The following is a 23,123-nucleotide window of genomic DNA, read 5'->3' on the forward strand; positions in this document are numbered from 1 at the left end:
TCTTCACGGCGATGAGGCGACCGGGCTTCATTTCAACGGCAGGCTCGAGAGTTGCACCGTCTCCGTCATCCCGTAGCGCTCGGGATGATACATCTCCTCGATCTTCGCCGACGGCGCCGTCGCCGTGCCTGCCGCCCGCACCCGCGCCAGATAGCGGATGCTGTATTCACCCGAATTCAAGTCGTCGGCAAAGAACAGCGCGCGATCGTCGCGCAATTCATGGTTACTGCTCTCCCAATCGAGGCCGAGTGTATGTCCGGCCAACGTCTCCTGCGATTTGAAGACCGGGTTGACCGCCTCGAAAATCGCCGGCAACGGATCGGCCACCGCCACATAATGCGCTGGCTGGTGCACCGTGATATCCAGCGTCACGAGCACGCGATCGCCGATGCGCGGCTCCTTCAATTCCCGCAGCGTGCCGTCGTCCTCCACTTTCGCATAATGGCGCTGAATGGAATAGCCCCGGTCCTGCCGCGGCTGTACGAAGCTGGTCGGCTGTGACTCCACCAGCACCTCGGCAAAGACCCGCTTCTTCCACGGATTCACGAACGGCATCGGCTTGCCGCCGCCATCCTTCGCCAGCGGGAAGTGGACGACATCCAGCGCCGATTTGGCATTCAACGTGACGGGTTCCGTCCGCCCATTCCAGGCCAGCGTCCCCGTGATGTTCGTGTCCGGCTTCTCCCCGTGACGGAAGTATTCCGCCAGCGCGAGCAGCGACCAGCAATTGCCCTGCGTCGTGCTCCACTGGCCGGCCACACGCTCGTTCATCAGTTCCGTGGCCAGCTTCTCGACATTACTCGACTTCGGCTGGCACCGCTCCCAGGCTAGCAGCCGCATCGCGGTATCCCGCGACGACGACCAGAAGTAATCGTCCTCCGGCAACGGCTTCTCGTGCCGCGGCTTGAGCAGTTCGGCAATCATCGAGGACGGCCCGTGACTTTCCGCGATGGCCATCGTCAGCACCGCGCGATCCTCCGGCGTGAGCTTGTCGCGCTGCCGGTACATCTGCTCATGGTAAGCAGGCTCCGCTTTTCCCGCGGCCGCAAGCGCATACAGCGCCAGGCAACGATCCGAGAAGCCCGCCATGGCCGAGTGCCGATCCGTGTGCTCGCCCTTCGTCCCGCGCAATTGCTGGCTCAGATAATTCATCAGCCGATCGAACGAATCGTCCGGCACCTGGAATCCCGCGCGCCGCGCCATCGTCATGCCCACGCACCATACGCGCTACCCCCAGAACATCGGCTCTTCCCCGCCCGGCCAGTAGCTGAGGCCCACCCGACGACGTCTGCATCGAGAGCAACCGATCAACGCCGCGATTCACCGCCACCTTGATTTCCGCCGGCGACTTCTGCAGCGACGGCAGCACGCTGTGGAAATCGCGCATCGTAATCCACGGCAGCATGCTCGACGTCGTCTGCTCCACACAGCCATAGGGATATTCCAGCACGCTATCGAGCGATTCGCGCAACTCGATCGCCCGCGAATTCGTGAGACTCACCTGCATCGTGCCCGTGCCTTCGAGCAATTCCGGGCTGACGTTCGCGAGCAGGTTCGCCTCGTTGCCGCGCAATTCCGCCAGCCGCATCTCCCGCTTCAGCGGCACCGGGTAGCCGACCTGCAGGGTCGTCTGCACAGCGTCCTGGTATTTCATCCCGTCGCCGGTAAACGCTGCCGTCCACTGCCACACCGCGCGTCCCGCCTGCGTGAACGTCACCGGAATATCCACCGCGACCGAACCGTGCGCCGGCAATTGCACATGCCGCTTTTCGCTCGACGACGACACCGTGCGGTCCAACTCCACGCGCACATCCACTTCGCCAGCAGTCTCCGTGAGATTATGCAGCACACCGCGCAGCAGGATCGTGTCACCGACATTGGCGAAGCGCGGCAGCGCCGGCTCGAGCATCATCGGCTTGTTCACTTCGAACGACGAATCCGCGCTGCCAAATTGATCGCGTGCCGTCTGCACCACAGCGATGAGCCGATAGCGTGTGAGACTGTCCGGCGCCGCGAACTTCGCCTCGACATGCCCCGTTGGGTCGCTCCGCAGGCTGCCCTGCCACAGCGCGCAGGTCGTGAAGTCTTTCCGCAACGCCGCGCTCGCTTCATCGCCCCCGCCGCCCACGAGGTAACCCTTGTTGCCATAGGCGCGCTGCCCCGGATCCTCCGGGAGCAGCGTCGGCAAGGTCAGCCCAGTGGTCACGGCGAGGGCGCGTTCCTGGTTGAAGAAAGTGAGCGGATCCGGCGTCTTGTAACCCATCAGGCTGAGCACACCTTCATCCACCGCATAGAGCGTCACCTCGGCGTTCGCCACCGCATGTCCGCCGGAGTCCAGCACCTCGGCGCTCACGCTCACCTGGTCACCCGGCCGATAACTCGGTGCCTCGGGCTTCACATACACGGTGAGTTTCGACTCCGGCCGCGCGAGCTTGAGCTGGCAATAACCCACACGGTATTCCGGCGCCTGGTACTTCTTCGGGCTGTTCGCCGCGCCGCGCAGCATCATCACCGAGATGAAGACATTCGGTGCGTCGCTTTCCTGCAGCGGCACCTCGACGACCGAAGCGTTCCCCTGAAGATGCGTGACGAACGACCGCAACACTTTCTCGCGCTCCACCGTCACCAGCGCTTCGCCCGCGATCGGCGTCTTGACCAGCACCTTCGCTGTCTGCCCGGCGCGGTACTCCGCCCGGTCGGCCACGAGCTCGATCTGGAAGGGATTCGAATAATTCCACCCCGTCTGGCCCGCGCCCCACACATTGAACGAAGTGGTCGTCGCCACCTTGCGCCCCTGCGCATCCTCGCTCGTGGCCTCGAGCAAATACTCGCCTGGTTTGCCCACGGCAAACGACGTCCCTTTCTCACCGGGCGCCAGCGCCCACTTATTCTCCGTGCCGACCAACGCGCAGGTCTGGACCTCGCGCGTGGTCAGCACTTCGAAACGCGGCTCACTGCGATACTCCGAGGCGTTCCCCGCGGTCTCCACGCGATTCGTCTGCCAGTCGATCCGGCTCAAGCGCAGCACCACCTTCACTGGCTTCAACGTCGGCGTTCCATCGGTGCGGACAGCGACCACATCCACCGGCAGAGTATCACCCTCGTGCAGCATGTCGGGCGAGCGCCGGATGCCGAGATAGAAGTCCGAGCTGTTGATGGTGAACTCCGAGGAACGCGACACGGTCTGCTGATCGAGGTCCGTGATCTCGCACAACAGGTGCGCAGTGCGGGGCTGTGGCGCTTTCGTGTTCAACGGGATCGTTGCCGCCACCCGTGTCCCGCCTTTGGCATCGAGCTCCGTTTTGCCCTGGTCGGAGAAATGCGCATCGCGCAATAGTTTCGCGGTCAGACGATAATCCACCACCGCATTGCAAAACTGAAACGCCGCGAATCCCTCGGGGCGGAAGCCTTCATCGCTCGCCTCCAGCGACCACGTCAGCTGCGCGCGCGACAGTGCCTTGCCCATGTAATACTGCGCCGTCACCGGCAGATCCAGCTTCAGCGGCCCGATCGTCTTCGGCGGCTCCGGGATGGTGATCTCAAACGCATTCGGCGTGTAGTCCTGCACCTCGAACACCTGCTGCGCGATCGCATCCACATCGGCGCGCGAGTCCGCCATCAACATCTCCAGGCGATGTTGTCCCAGCGCGGCGCCGGTGAGCTTGAAGTCCTCGGAAAACGATCCCACATCCGACAGCGCGACCGTCCGTTCGGCGAGTTGTCGGTCCCGCGGATCGTAGAGCCGCAACGTCACCTTCACGCCCGCCGGAATGTGCGCATGCCCCTGCCGCCAATCGCGCACGATGCCCTTGAAGTGCACCGTCTCGCCCGGCTTGTAGACCGACCGCTCGGTGAAGAGCAGCGCCTGCCGCCCAGCCTCTTCGCCGCTGCTCTGCCAGCCCACATCGCGGATGCCGAGCCGATACAGGGAGAGATTTTCCCGGAAATTGCGGAAGTCGATGAGCGGCGCATCGGAACCATGCAACGGGAGCAGCCAATGCGCGCGCTCCGGCGTCTTCAAGCGCGCCACACCGCCCGCATCCGTCGTCTCCTCCGCGAGCACCTTGCCCTTCTCGTCCAGCGCCCGGAGCTTCACGCCCGCCAGCGCTTCGCCGCTGGTCAGCGAGAAGAGATGCACAAACGTCTCCGCCTTCGATTCCTTCCACACCGCGCCGACATCTGTGACCTGCACGATGGCCTGCACGCCGGGCCGCGCTTTCGGTGTCGCTGGCTTGCCCGCCTGCTCCGCGGTGAGCAGCACAATCCCCGATTGGTTCGCGCCGATGATTTCGTTCCAGTTCAGCGCGATCTCCTGCTTTTCGTCCGCGCGCTTCGTCCCGTCGATCTCGCGCGTCCACGTCGTGCCAGGCAGACGATCGAGCGCCACCTTGTCGTACGGCTCGGTCTCCTTGCGGGGATGTTTCTCGTCCTCCGACGGCGAGAGATAGTCCTGATATTCCTGCAGTCCGCGCAGCGCCGACTCCGTCGTCACCACGCGCGCGGTGACGCGGATCTTCGGCACATTGATCGCCAGCAAATGAAACTGCCGGGTGCCTGTCTTGATCTGTTGCGTGGCGAAACCTTCCAGATAGAGCCGCGGCGGAATTTCGCCGAAGCGCACGGTCTTGCGAAAATCCCTGGCCAGCGTGAACGGTTCCACCGATGGCAGCCCAGCCGGCACAGTCACATGGTAGTCCTTGTTCAGCTCGAAATCGCCCGTGAGCACATAACTTTGATTGTTCGCCTCCACTTCGAGATGGGCCGGTTCCGGCTCCACGTGCACCCACCGCGCCGCGTTTTTGCCGAGCGCATTCGAGGCCAGTTCCTTCGAGAAGGAGACGATCAGCTTCCGTCCATCATCGAGATCATTCGTCGAGCGCGCATCGCTGATTTCAAAGGGCAAAACCTTCCCGATTTCCACCTCCAGCGGGTCGACGGTGTGCGCCGGTCCTTCGGTCGTGGGAATGCCGCTCTTCACGATCAATTTCCACGCGCCGACACCGAGCGGACGCTGCGGCGAAACCGAGACCAAATTCGCGCCCGCCCCGCGAGCGGGTGCGGCGCCATGCAAGTTTTTCGGGGTTTCCTTGGTGCGAAACTGCTCGGCCCACGTCAGCACCGATTGGTCCTTGCTCCGCCACACTGGGAACAACCCATCGTTGCTGTCGGAATTCACATTCACCACCTTCGCCGGCACGCTCTCGCCCTTCGCGCTCACGAAGTGAATGAACTCACTCGCCGCGGTCGCGTCCACATTCGCATTGAAAAGCAGCACCACACCCGGCCGCGCCGGGGCATCCTTTCCGTTGAACGTCCGCGGCTCATTCCATCCCTTGATCACCATCGGCGGTGTCTGGAATGTCTCCCGAAAATTCGCCGATAGCGGTTGGCCATCCGCCTTTATCAATCCTGGCGCAAGCGTCGCCCCGTAAGCGGTCCCCAGCAACAGCGGTTCCTCCGGTTTGAAGGAACCGCTGCGCTGGCTCAACCACACAAAAGTGCCTTTGATCGCCGGCTGAAACACTACGGGCGCCCGCTGCGCCGGCTTGCCAACTTTCTCCGGCGCGACCATCGCCTGATCGAACCGCACCTCAAACGTCGTCGTCGGCTCGATTTTGTCCGTCCCCATCAACCGCACCGGTCCCGGCTCCGCCGCCAGAGCGGATCCGGTGAAACCAACCGCTGCGGCGCAAGCACCGGCAAACGCAGCTAAAAAAACGCGTAGTTTCATAGAAAGAAATAAAAGGGCTTCCCGGAATACGGCCTCCTGCCGCGCGTTCTTTCAAAAATCCGCGGAAATATTTTGAGGTCGCTTGCCGGAGGCGCCGTAGCCGGGTTCACCGAACCCGGTCCCTTGGAGGGCGGCGCTCCGTCCTAACCATTACCCACATCTTTTTTGAAGGTCCCGCGGAGAGAAGAAGTGCCTGCGAATCACGCAAATCACGCGAATAAAATCCTCCTCATTCGCGTTATCTGCGTGATTCGCGGGCCCCATCCGCAGTCTTTTTGAGATGTGGGTAATGCTTAGGCTCCGTCGCCGCCCACACCTTAAGTCTAAGCACCGACGGCGCGGTACCCTCCAGCAAGCCATCTGCATTCGGAAGCGCGTGGCCAGCGCGCAGAGTCATTCCGCACGCGCATCCCTCCTTCGAAATCCGAATCTTTCAAACGCGAAGACTTCACCCCGCGCACCGTTCACCCGGCGCGCTTTTCTGCCATGCCCAAGCTCTATTTCGCAATCGAGGATGCGCTCGTCGTCCTCACCACCAACGGCGACGATGCCCAGTGCGAACTGCAACTTACTGGTCACGACGTGCAATGCGTCGCCGTCGATCCTCTGCGACCACAACACGTCTATTGCGGCACCTTCGGTTCCGGCCTGTGGCACAGCGACGATGCCGGCCAAAGCTGGCGCCCCGCAGGCGAAGGCATCGCCGAATCCAAAGTGCAGTCCGTCGCGATCAGCACCCTGGAGCGCGTGGACGATAATGGAGTCATCTACGCCGGCACCGAGCCCAGCGCCATCTACCGCTCCGAGAATGTCGGTAAAAGCTGGCAGCCCTGCCCCGACCTGACCGCTCTCCCGTCATCGAAAGATTGGAGCTTCCCGCCGCGCCCCTACACGCATCACGTCCGCTGGATCGAACCCGACCCGCACGTGTCCGGAAGAATCTTCGTCGCCATCGAAGCCGGCGCCCTCATCCGGAGCCCGGACTCCGGCGCCCACTGGCAGGACCGCACCGCGAGCAGTCCCTACGACACGCACCAACTCCTCATCCATCCCGCCGCGCCCGACCGACTCTACTCCGCCGCGGGCGATGGCTATTTCGAAAGTTACGATGGCGGCAACACCTGGCAGCCCTTCGAAGACGGCCTCGAAAACCGCTACGTCTGGAGCGTCGCCCTCGATGCCGGCGATCCCAATACCGTGCTCATCTCCTCCGCCCGTTCGCCGCGGCAATCGCACTACAAACCCGCCGAGTCCTTCCTCTACCGCCGCAGCGCCGGCTCCTCGTGGCAGCAAGTCACCACTGGCCTCCCCGATCCCGCTGGCCGCCACACCGCCCTCCTGGCCGCGCATCCGAGCGCACGCGGCACCTTCTACGCCGCCTGGGAAAACGACGTCTTCCACTCCACCGACGCCGGTCTGAATTGGGCGCGTCTGAACACCCAATGGTCAAAGGAAATCCGGATCAACGAGATCTGCGAAATGGCGATTAATGAAGCGGCGTGAGAAAGAGCCTCGTGGCAGCGCACCGTGATGCACCGTTGCTATTTTTTTACCAAGGACGCTCCTTCCGAGATTCGAGGCGAGCAGGCATAGGGTAAATTGTTGCTTCATTCCAATCCGCAATTAGAACCCCTAGATTTTGCTCTTCATAAGAACAACGCGAGAGGGCTTTAGCGACCAAAATGTCAAGCAATTCCGTAACGGCTTCGAAAGTGTGATCGTCGTGTCGCTGAACGACGATAAGAACTGGTTCATCGATTTCAGTCGAGGAAATGGAAACCACCGGAATCCAAGTTTCGTCATGGATGATTTCCAACTCGATCTGAATTGGATTCCCAAGCGGGGTGCAGCCGCCAATTCTCCAAGCCAGACTTTGCTCAATTATACTGTCACTGTGCAGCATTCCGCGAATATCAGCCTCGACTTCGAAACGGGGGAATGGTGGCTTCTCAAAATATTTTCGCATCGTATCCCCAATGCGATCCATCATCCGGCGCTCTTCTCTCGCACAGATGATTTCGAGGGCGCTTGGTTTCATTGACATTCGAGAATCGCTATTAATTGAATAGCTGCTCTATCCCGTCACTAGCATATTTCATGGTATTGAGCACGCGCGGAGAACCCAAATCGATTAGAGCTCTAGCAAAACCGCGCGCCTTTAGTTGAAAGTTCGTCCCGTTCACGATGATAACTCTCCCTTCTGAGGAAGTGTTCAACCATTGCGCGATGTACTCATTGATATGGTCATCGCCAAACGAGTAGCCTATGACAATAAGGTCTTCGCTTGCTCGCAAGCGCTCACGAAAATCGAGCAGTAGATCCAAGAACGGGCCACGAACCGTAAGTTTGTTACGCCCTCCAAAAATCAAGGCAGGCTCATACTCCGCGTCTTGCATTTCCCTTTCGTCCACCTCAGCGATTACCTCACGGCTCAGCGACGCTTCCGCGACAGCACTTTCGGTTCGTAGCACCCAATTGAGAGACCCGTGAAGTTTGCGGAATGGTATGCCTTCGCTATCGCCATGATTGAATGATCCATGTTTTCTCCAGTGTTCAATACCGGTATCGAATCGCAACTGAAGCTTCCGTGCAACGAGCTCAATCGTGTTATCGTAGTTTAACGTCGCCAACGGAATCTGCTCATGCGCCGCCCGTTTGACCAAGGGCTCAAGATGGTGGAGGTCCGTTGTTTCATTGAGCCACACTAACGACTTCAATTGCTCAACTAAAAAGCGCTTGGTGTTCGTGAAAACCTTTCCAAAGGCAGGCACCTCTCGTGATGGAAAGGCAAATGTCGTAGCGTGTGGTGCGCCGCCCCTTGCGGCAACTCCTCGCACTAGAGGAGGGTTGGGTTGAACTGTAATTCGGTCCAAATCTTCAACGATAGGATGCCAGGCGCCAATTAAAGAGGCGGCCTCCAAAGTGTGACGCTGTTCTAAGGTCGTGAGTACATTTACCACTTCCTCGATATTGACATCCCCCGTTGGCCTCTCATCACGCAAACCCACGCCAAATTGAAGACTCGCGACGGCCATGCGGACGGCACGTCGAATCCGTTTAGGTACGTTGTCGCCTTCTACCGCATCCAGCATCCGTTTTGTCATTTCGTAGGCTGAAGGCACATGAGGCATTGAGGCTCCGGCCCCCAGCAAGACCATCCTACGCCGTTGCTTCTTTGGCTCGTTCTGTTCGACCTCCATGTCAGTTGCTCAAATCTATGAACATACGCCGTCGAGGGAAGAAATATTGAGCCAATCGCCGTGAAAAATTCCGGCTTATTCTACTTGGCCGCAATGAATCACCTTCTTCCCTAAAAGCACGGTGTGGCGAGTTCACGTTAGTGTAGGGCCGTCGCCTCAAACGCCGGGCACGCTTCCCAAGGCGCTGCGACCAACTGGCGTGTGGAAGCTCCATACCAATGTGTCTCTTGTATTTCCAGAGATGAAAATGTTCGCTCCGGCGAGTCGCCGTCGCCAGCACCCCGGACAGGCGCGCTCCCCGAGATTCTCCTTCCGCACATTCCTGGGTATTCACCATCGTTTCATGCGTGATGCAGTTCTTTCGCCCCCAACGGGACTTTCGCTTTTCTGAACTGTCCCAGCACTGACGTGCTGGGCTCTATTCTTTCGCCCTGCGGGCTGGGCGAAGACATCGCAGCGGAGCCTCCCGCCGGAGCGGCGCGCTCTGAGCAGCGGTCACTTACAGAAGAAAGATGGGGACTCTGGAGACAGGCCGGCTGCAGCAGATCATTTTATCCTCCTTTTTTCGCCGTCCATGCTGCTACTCTGGCAGTCCGATGAAAGCCCCGACCCCTGCGACTGGACCGCGTCTCAATGCGACGCGGAAGAGTTTGGTGGAGCGGTTGAAGAATTGGGAGGATCAGCGCAATTGGCAGGAGTTTTTTGAGACCTACTGGCGGCTGATTTATGGCGTGGCCCGGCAGAGCGGGCTGACCGATGCGGAAGCGCAGGATGTGGTGCAGGAGACGGTGATCACGGTGGCCAAGAACATCACGAAATACGAGCGTGAGGCGGGGTCGTTCAAGGGGTGGCTGCTGCACATCACCCGCTGGCGGATTGCCGATCAATTTCGCAAGCGGGCGCCGGCTACGGCGCAGCATCCGACGCGGGGCACGGCCTCGCGGGAGACGGCGACGATCGAGCGGGTGCCGGATGGGTTCGACATTCGCACGACGTGGGACCAGGAGTGGCAGCAGCACGTTTTCCAGGCGGCGCTGCAGCGGGTGAAGCGCCGGGCGGATGCGAAGCATTACCAGATTTTTGATTGTCTGGTGGTGAAACAATGGACGGCGGCGAAGGTGGCGGCCAGCCTGTCGGTGAGCATTGCGCAGGTCTATATCGTGAAGCATCGGCTCTCGGCGCAGCTGAAGAAGGAAGTGGCGGCACTGGAGAAGTCGCACTGATCATCGCGGGCGGAACGCGATCCGTGTTCCTGAATGCAAAAATCCAACAGGATGGGGAATAAATGGGGCCGAGTGGGTGTCTCGGTGTGGGAACGACGGAGGGCAGAGGCCGCATCCGTGCATTACCCAGCGAAGCCCCGTAGACCTTGGTGAATCCCAGAATGTCCTGTTCCCTCCCCGCCGAGACGGGTCCAAATCCACTGATGACGGCAGAGAGGGCGAAGGAATGGCCCTGGAAGCGATTGAGCCCCCGCGCCCGGAAGCGGCTGAAAAATGGGTTGCGCTTCCCGGATTCGCTCGATGACCCCCTCCATTGCGTATTTGTGCTGGAAGGACGGTAACGATACAGTCGCCCGGAGATGCCCTCTACTGCCGACAACCCCAAGGCGCCGCATGTGCCGAACCACGAGATGGTTCGCAGCATCGGCCGTGGCTCGTACGGCGAGATCTGGCTGGCGCGCAGCCTGACCGGCACCTGGCGCGCGGTGAAGATCGTGGATCGGCGCACCTTCGAGAGCGACAAGGCGTTTCAGCGCGAGTTCGAAGGCATGGCCAAGTTCGAGCCGATCTCGCGCGAGGACATGGGCTTCGTGGACATCCTGCACGTGGGCCGCGATGAGGCCGGGGACTTTTTCTATTACGTGATGGAGCTGGCCGACGACCATCTCGGCGAAGCCTGCATCGACCCAGCGAGCTATGTGCCAAAGACGATCAAGACCGAGCTCTCCCGCCGGTCGCGCTTGCTGGCCGACGAATGCATCACCATCGGCCTCTCGCTGACGAATGCGCTGGCCGTGCTGCATCGGCAGGGACTCGTGCACCGCGACATCAAGCCGGCGAACATCATCTTCGTCGGCGGCGTGCCGAAGATCGCAGACATCGGCCTCGTGGCAGCGAGCGGGCAGGACTCGTATGTCGGCACCGAAGGCTATGTGCCGCCGGAAGGCCCGGGCTCGCCGCAGGCCGATATCTACAGCCTTGGCAAGGTGCTCTACGAACTCGCCATGGGGAAGGACCGGATGGATTTCCCGGCGGTGAATACGGACATCGACGAACTACCGGACAAGTCGACGCTCCTGCGGCTGAACGAAGTCCTGCTGCGCGCCTGCGCGAACAATTGCGGCGATCGCTACAAGACGGTCGAGGAGATGCACGAGGATCTCATTCACTTGCGCGATGGCGAGCCGCTGAGCGAACACGTGCGGCGGCGGCGGCCGCTCATCGCCGCGCTGGCCGGTCTGCTCGTGCTCGGCACAGCGGGCTTTTATTCCGCGCAGCATCACAATGCCTACGGCGGCGTGCTCATCGAGACCGAGCCGTCCGGCGCGTGGGTGGTGCTGGACAATGCCGGCGTGAAGAGCCCGGCGGATATGCCGGTCAGCCCGGCGGAATTTTCCAAGCTGCCCGTGGGCAAGCACACCGCGCATATCGTCCGGGGCGGCTTCGAGCCGGAGGACGTGGTGTTTGAAATCAAGGAAGGCGAGCAGGCGCATCCACCCGTGCTGCACTTGCACGAATCGCACGGCACGGTGCAGATCAATTCGCAGCCGAGCGGGGTCGACTTCGAGATCAAGCGCGGCGACACGATCGTGAAAACGGGCAAGACCCCGGCGACCGTTCCGAATCTTCTGCTGGGCGACTATGTGCTGTCGCTCAAGATGGATACGCGGGTGCATGTGGAGCCGCTGAAGATCACCCGCGACGAGATTACCACGAAGGACGTGGAGTTTCCCTCGGGCTCGATCTCGATCAGCTGCATGCAGGCGGGAGCGCTGGTATCGCTGGACGGCCAGCCGCTGGGCCCGCTGCCGATCGAGACCATGATGGTGGCCGAGGGCGAGCACGAGATCGTGGCCACCTATCGAGGCTGGCCGGAGCAGCATCGGGTCATCAATGCGGATCACACGGCGCCGGTGGAGGTAAATTTCGATTTTCCGACGGGCAGCGTGAAGATCACCAGTGCGCCCTCCGGAGCCAGCGTGTGGCAGAACGGCAAAGAGATCGATCGTACGCCCTGCCTGCTGGAGTCACTCGATCCGGGCCCGGTGAAATACGAGCTGCGCTTCGCCGGGTTCAAGAATCTCGAGGTCGGCGGCACCGTCGAGCCAGGAAAGCAGCAGTTCCTCGAAGCCCGCTTCGCCAAGCGCCTGGGCCCGCGCCAGGGCGAGCCTTGGGAAAATACTCTCGGCATGAAATTCGTCCCGGTGGGCGACCTGCTGGTGTCCGTCTGGCCGGCCCGCGTGCAGGATTACGAAGCCTTTTGCACGGCCACCAGCCGGCAGCGGCCGACACCGGATTTCGCACAAGATCCTACGCATCCCGTGGTGAAAGTGAGCTGGGAGGACGCGACCGCTTTCTGCGATTGGCTGACCAAGAAAGAGCTGGCCGCGGGACGCCTGGAGTCCGGCCAGAGCTACCGCCTGCCGACCGACAAGGAATGGAGCGCCGCCGCCGGCATGTCCGACGAAGGCGGCAATACCCCCGAGGAGCGGGACGGCAAGCTGAAGGATTTCCCGTGGGGCAAGCAGTGGCCGCCTCCGCCGGGCGCGGGCAATTTCGCCGACTTCCCCAGCAAGCGCGGGGCGCCGGCCATCGCGGGCTATCACGATGGCTTTCCGCAGACCTCACCAGTGGGCAGCTTCCCGCCGAACCACCTCGGGCTATTCGACATGAGCGGCAATGTCTGGCAGTGGTGCCTGGACAGTTACAAGGGCGGCAGCACCGGGGCGCGCGACTGGGGTGTGCTGCGCGGCGGCTCCTGGGGCACGGCCTCGCCCGGTGAGCTGCGCTCCTCCTACCGCAACGTCGTCGAGCGCGCCGAGCGGGACGTCATCTACGGCTTTCGCTGCGTGCTGGTGCCGGAGAAGTAGGGGTTGCATCGACCGGAATATTGGCTTTAGATCGACGCTCCGTGCAGGGACATCCTTACATAGGGGCATTCATCGCCGCCGTCCTGTTCGCGAGCGTTGCCGCCGCGGACGAAATCGTGCCGTACGTGCCCCAGGTGAGCATCGTCATCAGCATCCCCGAGCAGAAGCTCACGGTGCTCAAGGACGGTTGCTTCTGGAAGAAATACCCGATTTCTACGTCGAAATACGGTTCCGGCGACTCTTACGGCAGCTACAAGACGCCCGTCGGCAACCTGCGGGTCTGCGAGAAGATCGGCGAGGACCTGGCCAGCGGTGCGGTGATCAAGAAACGGCACGCCACCGGTGAGGTCTTGCCGGCCAATTCACCCGGACGCGACCCGATCGTGACCCGTATTCTCTGGCTGGAGGGCCTCGAGGAGCAGAACCATAACGCCCGAGCCCGAGGCATTTACATCCACGGCACGACCGAGGAAGAAAAGCTCGGCAAGCCGGTCAGCTACGGTTGCATCCGCATGCGGTCTAAGGACGTGCTGGAGGTCTTCGATGATGCGGCGATCGATACGCCGGTCTCGATCATCACCGACAAGTTTCCGCACTACGCGAAGTACGTGCAGCCGAAGCCGCAGGTCATCGTCTCGGCGCCCGCGCCTGCATCCAAGCCGGCGGCGGTCGCGGTCACCACGCCGGCTCCCGTTCCGAGCCCGGCTCCGGCGGCGGTGGCGGCGAACACCAGGCCGGCCTCGAAAGGGACGACTGTGGTCGTGGAGCCAACGAAACTTTTCCCGTCCGCGCCGTCCTCAATGGCCACAAATTCGCCCAGGCACTCGGCCGGCAAGGGGGCCATGCTCCCGCCTGTGGCCGACTTCGGCGCACCGATCGTCGAGTCGGAATCCCACTCCAGCTTCACCGTTTCGAATGTCTCCCATTCCACCGTGGCTCATGCCATGGAAGGCAGTATGCTTTCGGCAGGCCTGCCGAATGGGCCGAAGATCGAGACTGCGCCCAAGGACGTGACGCGTTTTGGCCAACTGGCGCCGAATCCGAAGACGAAGCCGCGTTCGCTGAGTTTGGATCAATAACGCGCAGTCACGCCAGCAGGGAGAGCGTGCGCAGAGCGAAAGCGGAGGCGAGCAGGGGTTCGTCTTCGCAGCTATCGGGGGCGAGGCCCTGCCAGGAGCCTTCGTCGCTTTGCCGGGCGATCAATTCCGAGCTGAGGGAAGAGCGCAAGCGCCGGATCCAGTCGGTTGATTGCGGGATGTCTCGCAGCACCGCGGCCAGTGCCTGGCTGTGGTAGAACGCCAGTGAGACACGCGCTTCTTCGCGACCGGGGAGCCACGTTCCGCCATGCGACAGGCCTTCGCTGTTGTCGCGTAGCCAATCCACCGCGGCCTCCACGCGCGGATGTTCCGGCGGCAGTCCGCAGGCCCGCAACGCCAAATAACCATCGCAGGTCGCGCTGCCGTAGGAATGGAACCGCTCGCGACCGCGCCCGTCGCGACCGGCCCGACCCGCTTTGTTGCGGATCGGATCGTCGAGCGCGAAGAAGAAGCCGCCATCATCGAATTTCGTCGGCTCGCCCTCGGAGAAATTTTGGCAGCGTTCGATGAAAGGCAGCGCGGACTGCGGATCGCCACCCGCGGCGCGCAGCGCCACCGCGGCCAGCGCGGTCGCGGAGATATTCGGCGCCAGCATGTCCGGCACCGGTGTGACGTACTGCGGCGGCGTCGAGGCATCGCTCCACGCGCCGCACATCGGATCGCCGGCCGGCCAGCCGAGCACTTCACGGGTGCGCAAGACCTCAACGATCTTCGCCCAGGCCGACGCCCGAGCGTGGTCGCCGCTTCGCGCGAAGACCTGCGTGGCATAGCTCGCGGTGAAGAGCGGATAGCGCAATGCCGGCCACGGGCTCTCCTCCCCACAACACCGATCCGTCAGCGCCCGCAACCACGCGAGCCCATGGGCGAAGACGGCGTCCGCACCATTCTCCCCCCTGCCCGTTTGCATCGCCCATAGCACCACGGGCGTGAGCACATCCCCCTCGCGGAAGGCGGCGTAGCGCCCCGAGCGCCACGCGCCATCCGCGGATTGCCGCGCCGCAAGGTAACGGTGCGCGCGGCGAATCGGCTCCGCCGCGCGCACCGCCCGCAGCTCGAGCGAACCGGCTACCAGCAGTCCGCCCCAGCCGACCATTCCCCGCAAAAACTCGCGTCGCGTCAGCTTCATGGGATCATTTCACGGCCACCGGCGCGGCCGGCGCATTCGTGCTGGAAAGGCCCGCGTTGTCCTTGCCCTTCTCGACGAGCAGGGTGAGTAACGCCGTCGCCGTGCAGAAGGTGCGACCGGTGATGCAATGCTGGCCCGCCCAGCTTCCATCCTCATTCTGCGCGCCGCACACCGTCTTCGTCATCTTCGAGCGCCAATCCTCCCACTCCTTGCCACCCCGTTCGTGCATGCCTTCGGTGACGTTCATGTAGCTGAGATATTCTTCGCCGCCGTTGTTGCCGAATCCGGCGACGTAACGCGTATCGCTCAGCTTGCTCGCCACCGCGTCATTCGCGGCCCGCGTCGCTTTGTCGTCGCTGGCGATCTGCTCGAGGTCCTTTTGCGCCTGGGCCTTGGCTGGCGGCGGCGCGCTGGCATCGGCGATGGTCTTTTCCGCCGCCTGCTTGCGCGCGATATTCGAACGGCTGTTCTCGACCAGGCCATTCCACTTCGCCGCTTCCCGATAGAGCGAGACGCCCGCACTCGAAGGCTCCGCCGCCGTGGACGCCGGCGCGCTGAAGCTCCCCTTCGAGACATCGAGTCCGGCGACGTTTTGTTTCTGCGCGTTATCCAGCGTTTCCTGCGTCACTTTCGCCCCGCTGCGCGCCGCGGTATTCAGCGCCTTGTGCAAAGTCCCTGGGAAATCACCGAGGCCCAGCCGTTGTTGTTGGCGAAGGAGCCATCCGCCCGCTGGTTGTGGGCGATCTTGCCGACGACTTTATCGAGCGCGGCCGAGCGGCGTTTTTCCGCGGCTTCGTCCGGGAGCCGGCCTTTGATTTCCGAGAGCGCCCAGCCGGCGAGGAAGGTATCAACGTATGTGCCGATCTTCACCTGCAACTGCGTGTCGCGCACATCGGTCACGTAGAGCGAATTGTCGTCGGCCTTCTCGACTTGTTTGCAGATGTACTCGAAGGCTTTCTTCATCTCATCGCGATGCTGGCCTTCGGTTGGCGATTCGCCGGCACGCAAGAGAGTGACTACGCTCGCGCTGGTATTGCCGAGGTCAGAGGGATCTTCCACGTTCGGCCCCTCCACGCGGCCACCGCCGCTGCGTGAGTTCGCAGTGGCTTGCCGCCAGCCGCCGCCCTGGCCCCAACCACCATCGGCATGTTGTTGCTTGAGCAAGTATTTCAGCCCGGCGGCCAGCGATTCCTCCGGCGTGCGATTGCCGTGGTTGTCGTCGTTATTATTGTTTTTGTTGTTCGATTCCGCCGGCGTGGACGCCGGCATCTTCACTTTCTTCGCGAGGTATTCGAGGGAAGATTCCGCGGCGTAGGTGTTCGAGTTGTTGACCAGTGGGGTCAACGTGGCGACCGCCAATAGTGCACAGATGGGCCCGGCGAGCGGGATGAAGAATTTACGGGAATGCAGTTTGGTTTTCATTGCGACTCCACAGCTAGTCCAAGTCGCGAGGCGATGTGCCAAACGGTCGTGAGAAGATTGTCAAAGAATTGTCAGGCGAGGGTGGCCTTCACCGGATCGGAGGCTCATTTCAGCGCAGAGGTCACAGCGCGGCGGAGCCGCAACCAAAAGGGGAGCCACGAACATTCGAAAAGACAGGGAAGGGAAAGTGACCCGCGAATCACCCGAATGACGCGAATGATCTGCCCTCACTGGTGTTATTTGCGTGATTCGCGGGCCAAAAATTCTACGCGTCGTGCGGACATTTTCATGGTTAGCACTGCAGAGGACCGCAGAGAGGAAGAGCTTTAAACCGCGAATGGGCGCCAATAGACGCGAATATGTTCAGCGGAGATGGTTCGCGTGACTGCGAGAGCTTGGAAAGTCCGCTTCGGCGGGACGCCGAAACCAACACCCGGGACGAGTGTGCTCCCCGGAACTCTGGCGCCTCGCTGGTTGTCAACGCGGCGCTGCTATTGCGGCACCGCGTAGCGGGACGCGCAACCGGGCGCTCTTCTGCGAATCACGTACAGCATGAACCGTTGTTCCTGGTTTAACCGTTTTGCCAAGGGATCGGCCCGGGCTACGGGCAAACCGATGGCTTTCCTTCTGGCGGCGGCGACGATTGTTGTCTGGGCCATCACCGGACCGATCTTTAAGTTCAGTGATACGTGGCAGCTGGTGATCAATACCGGCACCACCATCGTCACCTTCCTGATGGTTTTCCTGATTCAGAACACTCAGAACCGCGATAGCGACGCGATTCAGATCAAGCTGGATGAGTTGATTCGCGCGACCAAGGGAGCGCATACAGCGTTACTCGATCTGGAGGAACTCGATGATGAAGACCTGGCGCGGATTCGGGAGCTTTACGTGGAGATCGCGGCGAAATCACGGAAGAAGATGGAAGCGGGCCAGGAGGATACGGGGACGCCGTTTGTACATATTGATAGTGGGGGCGGGAGTGGCGCGGCTTCGCGGGAGGGAAAGGCAGAACATCCAACACCCAACACCCAACATCCAACATCCAATGGCGAGCCGCGGGACCGGTCTGGTTCGCCGTCGGGGGTGTGAAATGCGGTTGGGGGGAGCAAAGAGCGGCTTCGAAATTAGCAGTAGCGGTCCAAAAAAATTTGCGGTCATCCTGAGCGAAGCGGGGAAGCATGGGCGGAGCGAAGGACCTCTGATCTCCGTGGGTTTTCGTGCGGAGCTTTCCCAACTTGCACGCGACCCCGTGCCCATCCCCACTCGCCGCCTTCGCCCGCGGAGATCAGAGGTCCTTCGCTACGTGCCCCGCCCGCCTTCGCCCACCGGGGCACTTCGCTCAGGATGACGGGCTTTTTTGGAGCGCTGTCGCTAAATGCGAATGCTCCAGCCGACTCGCACGTTACTGCGCGACCGCTCATTCATCGTGCAACCGTGAACAATCCCTTCCCGAAAACCTCGCAGGCGCGCGGCCGCGGAGTGGCCCCGCGGTGGCCCATTGGATGTTGGGCGTTGGATGTTGAGCCGAGGCTTTGCGAGACGCCCATGGTGCCGTGGGGGCAATGTTGGGTGTTCTGCCTTCTATCTCCCGTGCCACTCCTGCAGCGGCTTGACGTTCAGGCCGTGTTCTTTCAAGGCACGGATGCCTTCGAGACTGGCCCGCGCGGCGCGCAAGGTGGTGATGACCGGGATGCGGTTCGCGGTGGCGGTGCTGCGGATCTTCACTTCGTCCTCGCGTGAGACCTTGCCGCTCGGGGTGTTGATGACCAGGGCGAGCTCGCCGTTCTTGATCATGTCGAGCGCGTGCGGGCGGCCTTCGTTGAGCTTGTGCAGCGAGGTCACGGCAATGCCGGCGGCCTTCAACGCTTTGGCGGTGCCGCTGGTGGCGAAGAGCTTGAAGCCAAGATCGGCAAACCCGCGGGCGATCTCGATCGACTTCGGCTTTTGCCGGTCGGCGAGGCTGATGAAGATGTTGCCCTTGCTCGGCAGCGCGGGTTGGGCGGCCATCTGGGCTTTCGCGTAGGCGAGACCGAGGTTTTGGTCGATGCCCATCACTTCACCGGTCGACTTCATTTCCGGCCCAAGCATGATGTCGATGCCGGGGAAGCGGATGAACGGGAAGACGGCTTCCTTCACGCTGTAGTGCGTGGGGATGATTTCCTTGGTGAAGCCGAGTTCCTGCAGCGTCTGGCCGGCCATGATCTTGGCGGCGAGCTTGGGCAGCGGCACGCCGATGGCCTTGCTGACGAACGGTGCGGTCCGGCTGGCCCGCGGGTTCACTTCGAGGACGTAGACGACGTCGTCCTTGACCGCGAACTGCACGTTCATGAGGCCCTTTACGTGAAGCTCCTTGGCCATGGCCTTGGTCGCCTTGGTGATCTCGGCTTTCACTTCTTCCTTCAGCGAGAAGGGCGGGATGGCGCACGCGCTGTCGCCGCTGTGAATGCCGGCTTCCTCGATGTGCTCCATGATCGCGCCGATTACCACGGTCTGGCCGTCGCTGATGCAATCGACATCGATCTCGAGCGCGTCTTCGAGGAAGTGATCGACGAGAATGGGATTCGACGCCGTGTTCGGTGTGGCGCCGGGCGCGGCCTCGATGGCTTCGCGGACGTACTTGCGCAGGTCGGCTTCGGTATGGACGAGCTGCATGCCGCGGCCGCCGAGGACGAAGCTCGGGCGGACCAGCACGGGATAGCCGACGGTGTTTGCCGCGGTGACCGCCTGGTCTTCCGTCACGGCGGTGCCGCCGGCGGTCTGACGAATGCCGAGCTTGTCGAGCATCGCCCCGAAGAGCTTGCGGTCCTCGGCAATCTCGATGGATTTCGGCGAAGTGCCGATGATCGGCACGCCTGCTTCCTCCAGGCCCTTGGCCAGATTGAGCGGGGTCTGTCCGCCGAATTGCACGATGACGCCAAAGAGATTTTCGCTCTCCTGCTCGCAGATATTGAGCACGTCTTCGAGGGTGAGCGGTTCGAAGTAGAGTTTGTCGCTGGTGTCGTAGTCGGTCGAGACGGTCTCGGGGTTCGAGTTGACCATGATGGTCTCGAAGCCGAGTTCCTTCAGCGCGAACGCCGCGTGCACGCAGCAGTAGTCGAACTCGATCCCCTGCCCGATGCGGTTCGGCCCGCCCCCGAGGATGATGACCTTTTTCTTTCCGCTCTCCCGGCGCTCATTTTCGTCGCCGTAGGTGGAGTAGTAGTAAGGCGTGTAAGCTTCGAACTCCGCCGCGCAGGTGTCGACGAGACGGTAGGTGGGATTGACGTTGATCTCTTGCGGATGGCGAATGTGAGAGATCGCGAAAACCGGGGCAGCACTTTTTCCGGAACGTTGTCCAAGCACAGAAAGCTGTACGTCCGAAAAGCCCAACTTCTTTGCGCGGCGGAGCTGCGCTTTCAAAGAGAAGGACTTGGCCTCATCGAAAGGAAGATTCTTACTGTCTGCCTCGGTGTAACCATCCACGAGTTCACCAAAATTACTGGCTGCAAGCTGTTCTGCAGCCGTGACGACTTCCCGGATATTTTCCAGGAACCAGCGATCCACCTTCGTCAGCTCAAAGACTTCTTCAACGGTCCATCCGCGCTGGAAGGCGAGACCGAGGAAAAAGATCCGCTCCGCATTCGGCACGGTGAGCTTGGTGCGTAGCGTGTCATCATCAACGACGGCATCCTTGCCATCACCGATGAGCCCGAAGCGTTTGATCTCCAGCGAGCGCAGCGCCTTTTGCAACGCTTCCTTAAACGTCCGTCCGATGGCCATGGCTTCGCCGACGCTCTTCATCTGCGTGGTCAGCACGGGGTCGGCCTGCGGGAATTTCTCGAAGGTGAAGCGCGGGACTTTGACCACGACGTAATCGATGGTCGGCTCGAAGCTCGCCGGGGTCTCGCGGGTGATGTCGTTCTTCACCTCATCGAGCGTGTAACCCACGGCCAGCTTGGCAGCGATCTTGGCGATGGGGAAGCCGGTGGCCTTCGAGGCCAGCGCGGAGCTGCGCGAGACGCGCGGGTTCATCTCGATGACGATCATCCGGCCGGTGTTCGGCTCGATGGCAAACTGGATATTCGAACCACCGGTCTCGACGCCGATCTCGCGGATGACGGCAAAGCTGGCGTCGCGCATGTTCTGGTATTCGCGATCGCTCAAGGTCTGCGCGGGGGCGACGGTGATGGAATCGCCGGTGTGGACGCCCATCGGGTCGACGTTTTCGATCGAGCAGATGATCACGCAGTTGTCCGCCTTGTCGCGCATGACCTCCATCTCGAATTCCTTCCAGCCGAGGAGCGATTCCTCGATGAGCACTTCGCTGACCGGCGAGAGATCGAGCCCGCGGGCGACGATGATCTCAAACTCTTCCTTGTTGTAAGCGATGCCGCCGCCGCTGCCACCGAGGGTGAACGCCGGGCGAATGATGAGCGGCATGGTGCCGATCTCGGCCGCGACCTTGCGCCCTTCCTCCATGGTGTGAGCGGTGCCGGAGCGCGGCAGGTCGAGACCGATCTTGATCATCGCTTCCTTGAAGGCCTGGCGATCTTCGCCCTTGTGGATGGCCTCGGGCTTGGCGCCGATCATGCGCACGTTGTGTTTCTGGAGCACGCCGAGCTCGTGGAGCTTCATCGAGCAGTTCAGTGCCGTCTGGCCGCCGAGGGTGGGCAGGAGGGCATCGGGCTTTTCGGCTTCGATGATTTTTCCGACGACCTCGGGGGTGATCGGCTCGATGTAGGTGCGGTGCGCAAACTCGGGGTCGGTCATGATCGTGGCCGGGTTGGAGTTCACGAGCACGACTTCGTAACCTTCCTCTTTCAGAGCTTTGCACGCCTGCACCCCAGAGTAATCGAATTCACAGCCTTGACCGATGACGATGGGGCCGGAGCCGATGACGAGGATTTTGTGGAGCGTGGGATCTTTGGGCATGGTAACGACGCCCCGGCTTCATTGGGGCAAAAGTGCGAAGGTTCTAACAGCGGCAGAGGGGATGCGCAAATGGGGAAATGGTGAAAATCACGAGCATAGGGGATTTTTTAAAACGCAGATTCGACGCTTTAGGAGAAGTCCGTGGTGCCGTGGGAACAAACGCGGAGACGCAGAGACGCAGAGGAGGGAGGCGCGACGCGATGGGCACGTAGTCACGTGCGGAACGGTGGAAGCTCCGCGCAAAAACCCCCGGAAATTGGAGGTCCTTCGACTCCGCCCATGCTTCCCCGCTTCGCTCAGGATGACGGCGTTTTTTGGGGGGGCGCTTCGCGCTTTTCTTCTCTGCAGTGCTAACCATGAAAATGTCCGCACGACGCGTAGAATTTTTGGCCCGCGAATCACGCAAATAACACGAATGAGGGCAGATCATTCGCGTCATTCGGGTGATTCGCGGGTCACTTTCCCTTCCCTGTCTTTTCGCATGTTCGTGGCTCCCCTTTTGGTTGCGGCTTTGCCGCGCCGCGCCTCTGCGTTTTAAAACCTACTTCTTCCCCGCCAGCCACCCCGCGACCTGCCGGGCCCAATAGGTGATGATGAGGTCGGCGCCGGCGCGTTTGAAGGCGAGCATTTGTTCCAGTACGGTAGCGCGTTCGTCGAGCCAGCCGGCTTGGGCGGCGGCTTTGACCATGGCGTACTCGCCGCTGACGTTGTAGACGGCGGTGGGGAGGCCGAAGCGCTCTTTCACCCGCCAGAGAATGTCGAGATACGGGAGGCCGGGCTTGACCATGACGAGGTCGGCGCCTTCCTCGATATCGAGGGCGGTCTCGCGCAGGGCTTCGCGGGCGTTGGCGGCGTCCATCTGGTAGGTGCGGCGGTCGCCGGCGGCGGGGGCGCTCTCCGCGGCGTCGCGGAAGGGGCCGTAGTGCGCGGAGGCGAACTTGGCCGCGTAGCTCATGATGATCGTGTCCTGGAAGCCGGCGGCATCGAGTCCGGTGCGCATGGCGCCGATGCGGCCGTCCATCATGTCGCTCGGTGCGACGATGTCGGCGCCAGCCTCCGCGTGGGAGACGGCGGTCTTCACCAGCAGCTCGACGGAGGCGTCGTTTTCGACGTGCGCCTGGTCGCCATGGAAATGGGTGATGCCGCAGTGGCCGTGGCTCATGAATTCGCAGAGGCACACATCGGTGATGACGAGCAAGTCCGGGCGTGCGGCTTTCAAGACCCGCACGGCGCGCTGCACGACACCATCCTTCGCATAGGCCTGCGAGGCGCGTTCATCCTTTACCTCCGGAATGCCGAAGAGCAGGACGGCGGAAATGCCTTCGTCGTGGGCGGCGAGTGCCTCAGCGATCAATTCTTTTTCCGAGAGCTGAAAGACGCCCGGCATGCTGGCCACGGGCACCCGCCCGGTGACCTTTTCGCTGACGAAGAGCGGGAGGATGAGATCATCGACGGTGACTGCATTCTCGCGCACGAGATCGCGGAGGGTCGGCGACGAACGCAGACGGCGGGGACGCTTCGACAGATGCATGGATTCTCG

General features: G+C 61.8%; 14 protein-coding genes. 5 read left to right on the forward strand and 9 right to left on the reverse strand.

Features of this window, described 5'->3' with window-relative positions:
• Nucleotides 1-27: 27 nt before the first annotated feature.
• Both CFE428DRAFT_RS40725 and CFE428DRAFT_RS00270 read right to left on the reverse strand, forming a co-directional pair.
• Entirely contained in the window at nt 28-1,089 is a 1,062-nt protein-coding gene (locus tag CFE428DRAFT_RS40725; RefSeq protein WP_337442613.1) for an alpha-2-macroglobulin family protein, read from the reverse strand.
• Complete coding sequence (locus tag CFE428DRAFT_RS00270; RefSeq protein WP_042724161.1) at nt 1,013-5,731, reverse strand: Ig-like domain-containing alpha-2-macroglobulin family protein; 4,719 nt, start codon at nt 5,729-5,731, stop codon at nt 1,013-1,015. Before CFE428DRAFT_RS00270 ends, CFE428DRAFT_RS40725 begins: the two co-directional genes overlap by 77 nt.
• A 486-nt stretch (nt 5,732-6,217) precedes the next feature.
• Here CFE428DRAFT_RS00270 and CFE428DRAFT_RS00275 point away from each other — a divergent pair, with 486 nt between their 5' ends.
• Nucleotides 6,218-7,234, forward strand: a complete 1,017-nt coding sequence (locus tag CFE428DRAFT_RS00275) for a WD40/YVTN/BNR-like repeat-containing protein (protein ID WP_006977388.1) — start codon at nt 6,218-6,220, stop codon at nt 7,232-7,234.
• A gap of 46 nt (nt 7,235-7,280) precedes the next feature.
• On the opposite strand, the gene CFE428DRAFT_RS36825 is transcribed toward CFE428DRAFT_RS00275, so the two are convergent.
• Both CFE428DRAFT_RS36825 and CFE428DRAFT_RS00285 read right to left on the reverse strand, forming a co-directional pair.
• Nucleotides 7,281-7,769 carry a hypothetical protein gene (locus tag CFE428DRAFT_RS36825; RefSeq protein ID WP_131989697.1) on the reverse strand — a complete coding sequence of 163 codons (489 nt, stop codon included), beginning with the start codon at nt 7,767-7,769 and terminating at the stop codon, nt 7,281-7,283.
• Between the two features lie 19 nt (nt 7,770-7,788).
• On the reverse strand, nt 7,789-8,931 hold the full coding sequence (locus CFE428DRAFT_RS00285) for an SIR2 family protein (RefSeq protein ID WP_006977390.1): 1,143 nt from the start codon (nt 8,929-8,931) through the stop codon (nt 7,789-7,791).
• A 596-nt stretch (nt 8,932-9,527) separates the two neighbouring features.
• Here CFE428DRAFT_RS00285 and CFE428DRAFT_RS00290 point away from each other — a divergent pair.
• The 3 genes from CFE428DRAFT_RS00290 to CFE428DRAFT_RS32670 all read left to right on the forward strand — a co-directional run bounded on the left by CFE428DRAFT_RS00290 (nt 9,528) and on the right by CFE428DRAFT_RS32670 (nt 14,103).
• Nucleotides 9,528-10,154, forward strand: a complete 627-nt coding sequence (locus tag CFE428DRAFT_RS00290) for a sigma-70 family RNA polymerase sigma factor (RefSeq protein WP_006977391.1) — start codon at nt 9,528-9,530, stop codon at nt 10,152-10,154.
• 359 nt (nt 10,155-10,513) lie between these two features.
• Complete coding sequence (locus tag CFE428DRAFT_RS32665) at nt 10,514-13,024, forward strand: bifunctional serine/threonine-protein kinase/formylglycine-generating enzyme family protein (RefSeq protein ID WP_006977393.1); 2,511 nt, start codon at nt 10,514-10,516, stop codon at nt 13,022-13,024.
• A gap of 41 nt (nt 13,025-13,065) precedes the next feature.
• Nucleotides 13,066-14,103: a L,D-transpeptidase gene (locus CFE428DRAFT_RS32670; RefSeq protein ID WP_006977394.1), complete on the forward strand. Its 1,038-nt coding sequence runs from the start codon at nt 13,066-13,068 to the stop codon at nt 14,101-14,103.
• 7 nt (nt 14,104-14,110) lie between these two features.
• Here CFE428DRAFT_RS32670 and CFE428DRAFT_RS00305 read toward each other — a convergent pair whose 3' ends face one another.
• From CFE428DRAFT_RS00305 to CFE428DRAFT_RS00315, 3 genes are read right to left on the reverse strand one after another with little or no spacing between them, the layout of a single operon-like run.
• Nucleotides 14,111-15,247 (reverse strand): hypothetical protein, encoded by a 1,137-nt coding sequence (locus tag CFE428DRAFT_RS00305; RefSeq protein ID WP_006977395.1) that lies wholly within the window; start codon nt 15,245-15,247, stop codon nt 14,111-14,113.
• Between the two features lie 4 nt (nt 15,248-15,251).
• The gene (locus CFE428DRAFT_RS00310; protein WP_006977396.1) at nt 15,252-15,917 is read right to left on the reverse strand and encodes a hypothetical protein; all 666 of its coding nucleotides are present in this window, start codon (nt 15,915-15,917) and stop codon (nt 15,252-15,254) included.
• The gene (locus CFE428DRAFT_RS00315; RefSeq protein ID WP_006977397.1) at nt 15,902-16,669 is read right to left on the reverse strand and encodes a hypothetical protein; all 768 of its coding nucleotides are present in this window, start codon (nt 16,667-16,669) and stop codon (nt 15,902-15,904) included. Before CFE428DRAFT_RS00315 ends, CFE428DRAFT_RS00310 begins: the two co-directional genes overlap by 16 nt.
• A 552-nt stretch (nt 16,670-17,221) precedes the next feature.
• Here CFE428DRAFT_RS00315 and CFE428DRAFT_RS35190 point away from each other — a divergent pair.
• A complete protein-coding gene (locus tag CFE428DRAFT_RS35190) occupies nt 17,222-17,761 on the forward strand; it encodes a low affinity iron permease family protein (protein WP_006977398.1) in 540 nt (179 codons plus the stop codon).
• Nucleotides 17,762-18,253: 492 nt separating this feature from the next.
• Here the strand turns inward: CFE428DRAFT_RS35190 and carB are convergent, their stop codons facing one another.
• Nucleotides 18,254-21,583 carry a carbamoyl-phosphate synthase large subunit gene (gene carB, locus CFE428DRAFT_RS00325; RefSeq protein WP_006977399.1) on the reverse strand — a complete coding sequence of 1,110 codons (3,330 nt, stop codon included), beginning with the start codon at nt 21,581-21,583 and terminating at the stop codon, nt 18,254-18,256.
• Nucleotides 21,584-22,124: 541 nt separating this feature from the next.
• The gene (gene hemB, locus CFE428DRAFT_RS00330; RefSeq protein WP_006977400.1) at nt 22,125-23,114 is read right to left on the reverse strand and encodes a porphobilinogen synthase; all 990 of its coding nucleotides are present in this window, start codon (nt 23,112-23,114) and stop codon (nt 22,125-22,127) included.
• Nucleotides 23,115-23,123: the final 9 nt, after the last annotated feature.

Source organism: Chthoniobacter flavus Ellin428 (assembly GCF_000173075.1).
Classification (GTDB): domain Bacteria; phylum Verrucomicrobiota; class Verrucomicrobiia; order Chthoniobacterales; family Chthoniobacteraceae; genus Chthoniobacter; species Chthoniobacter flavus.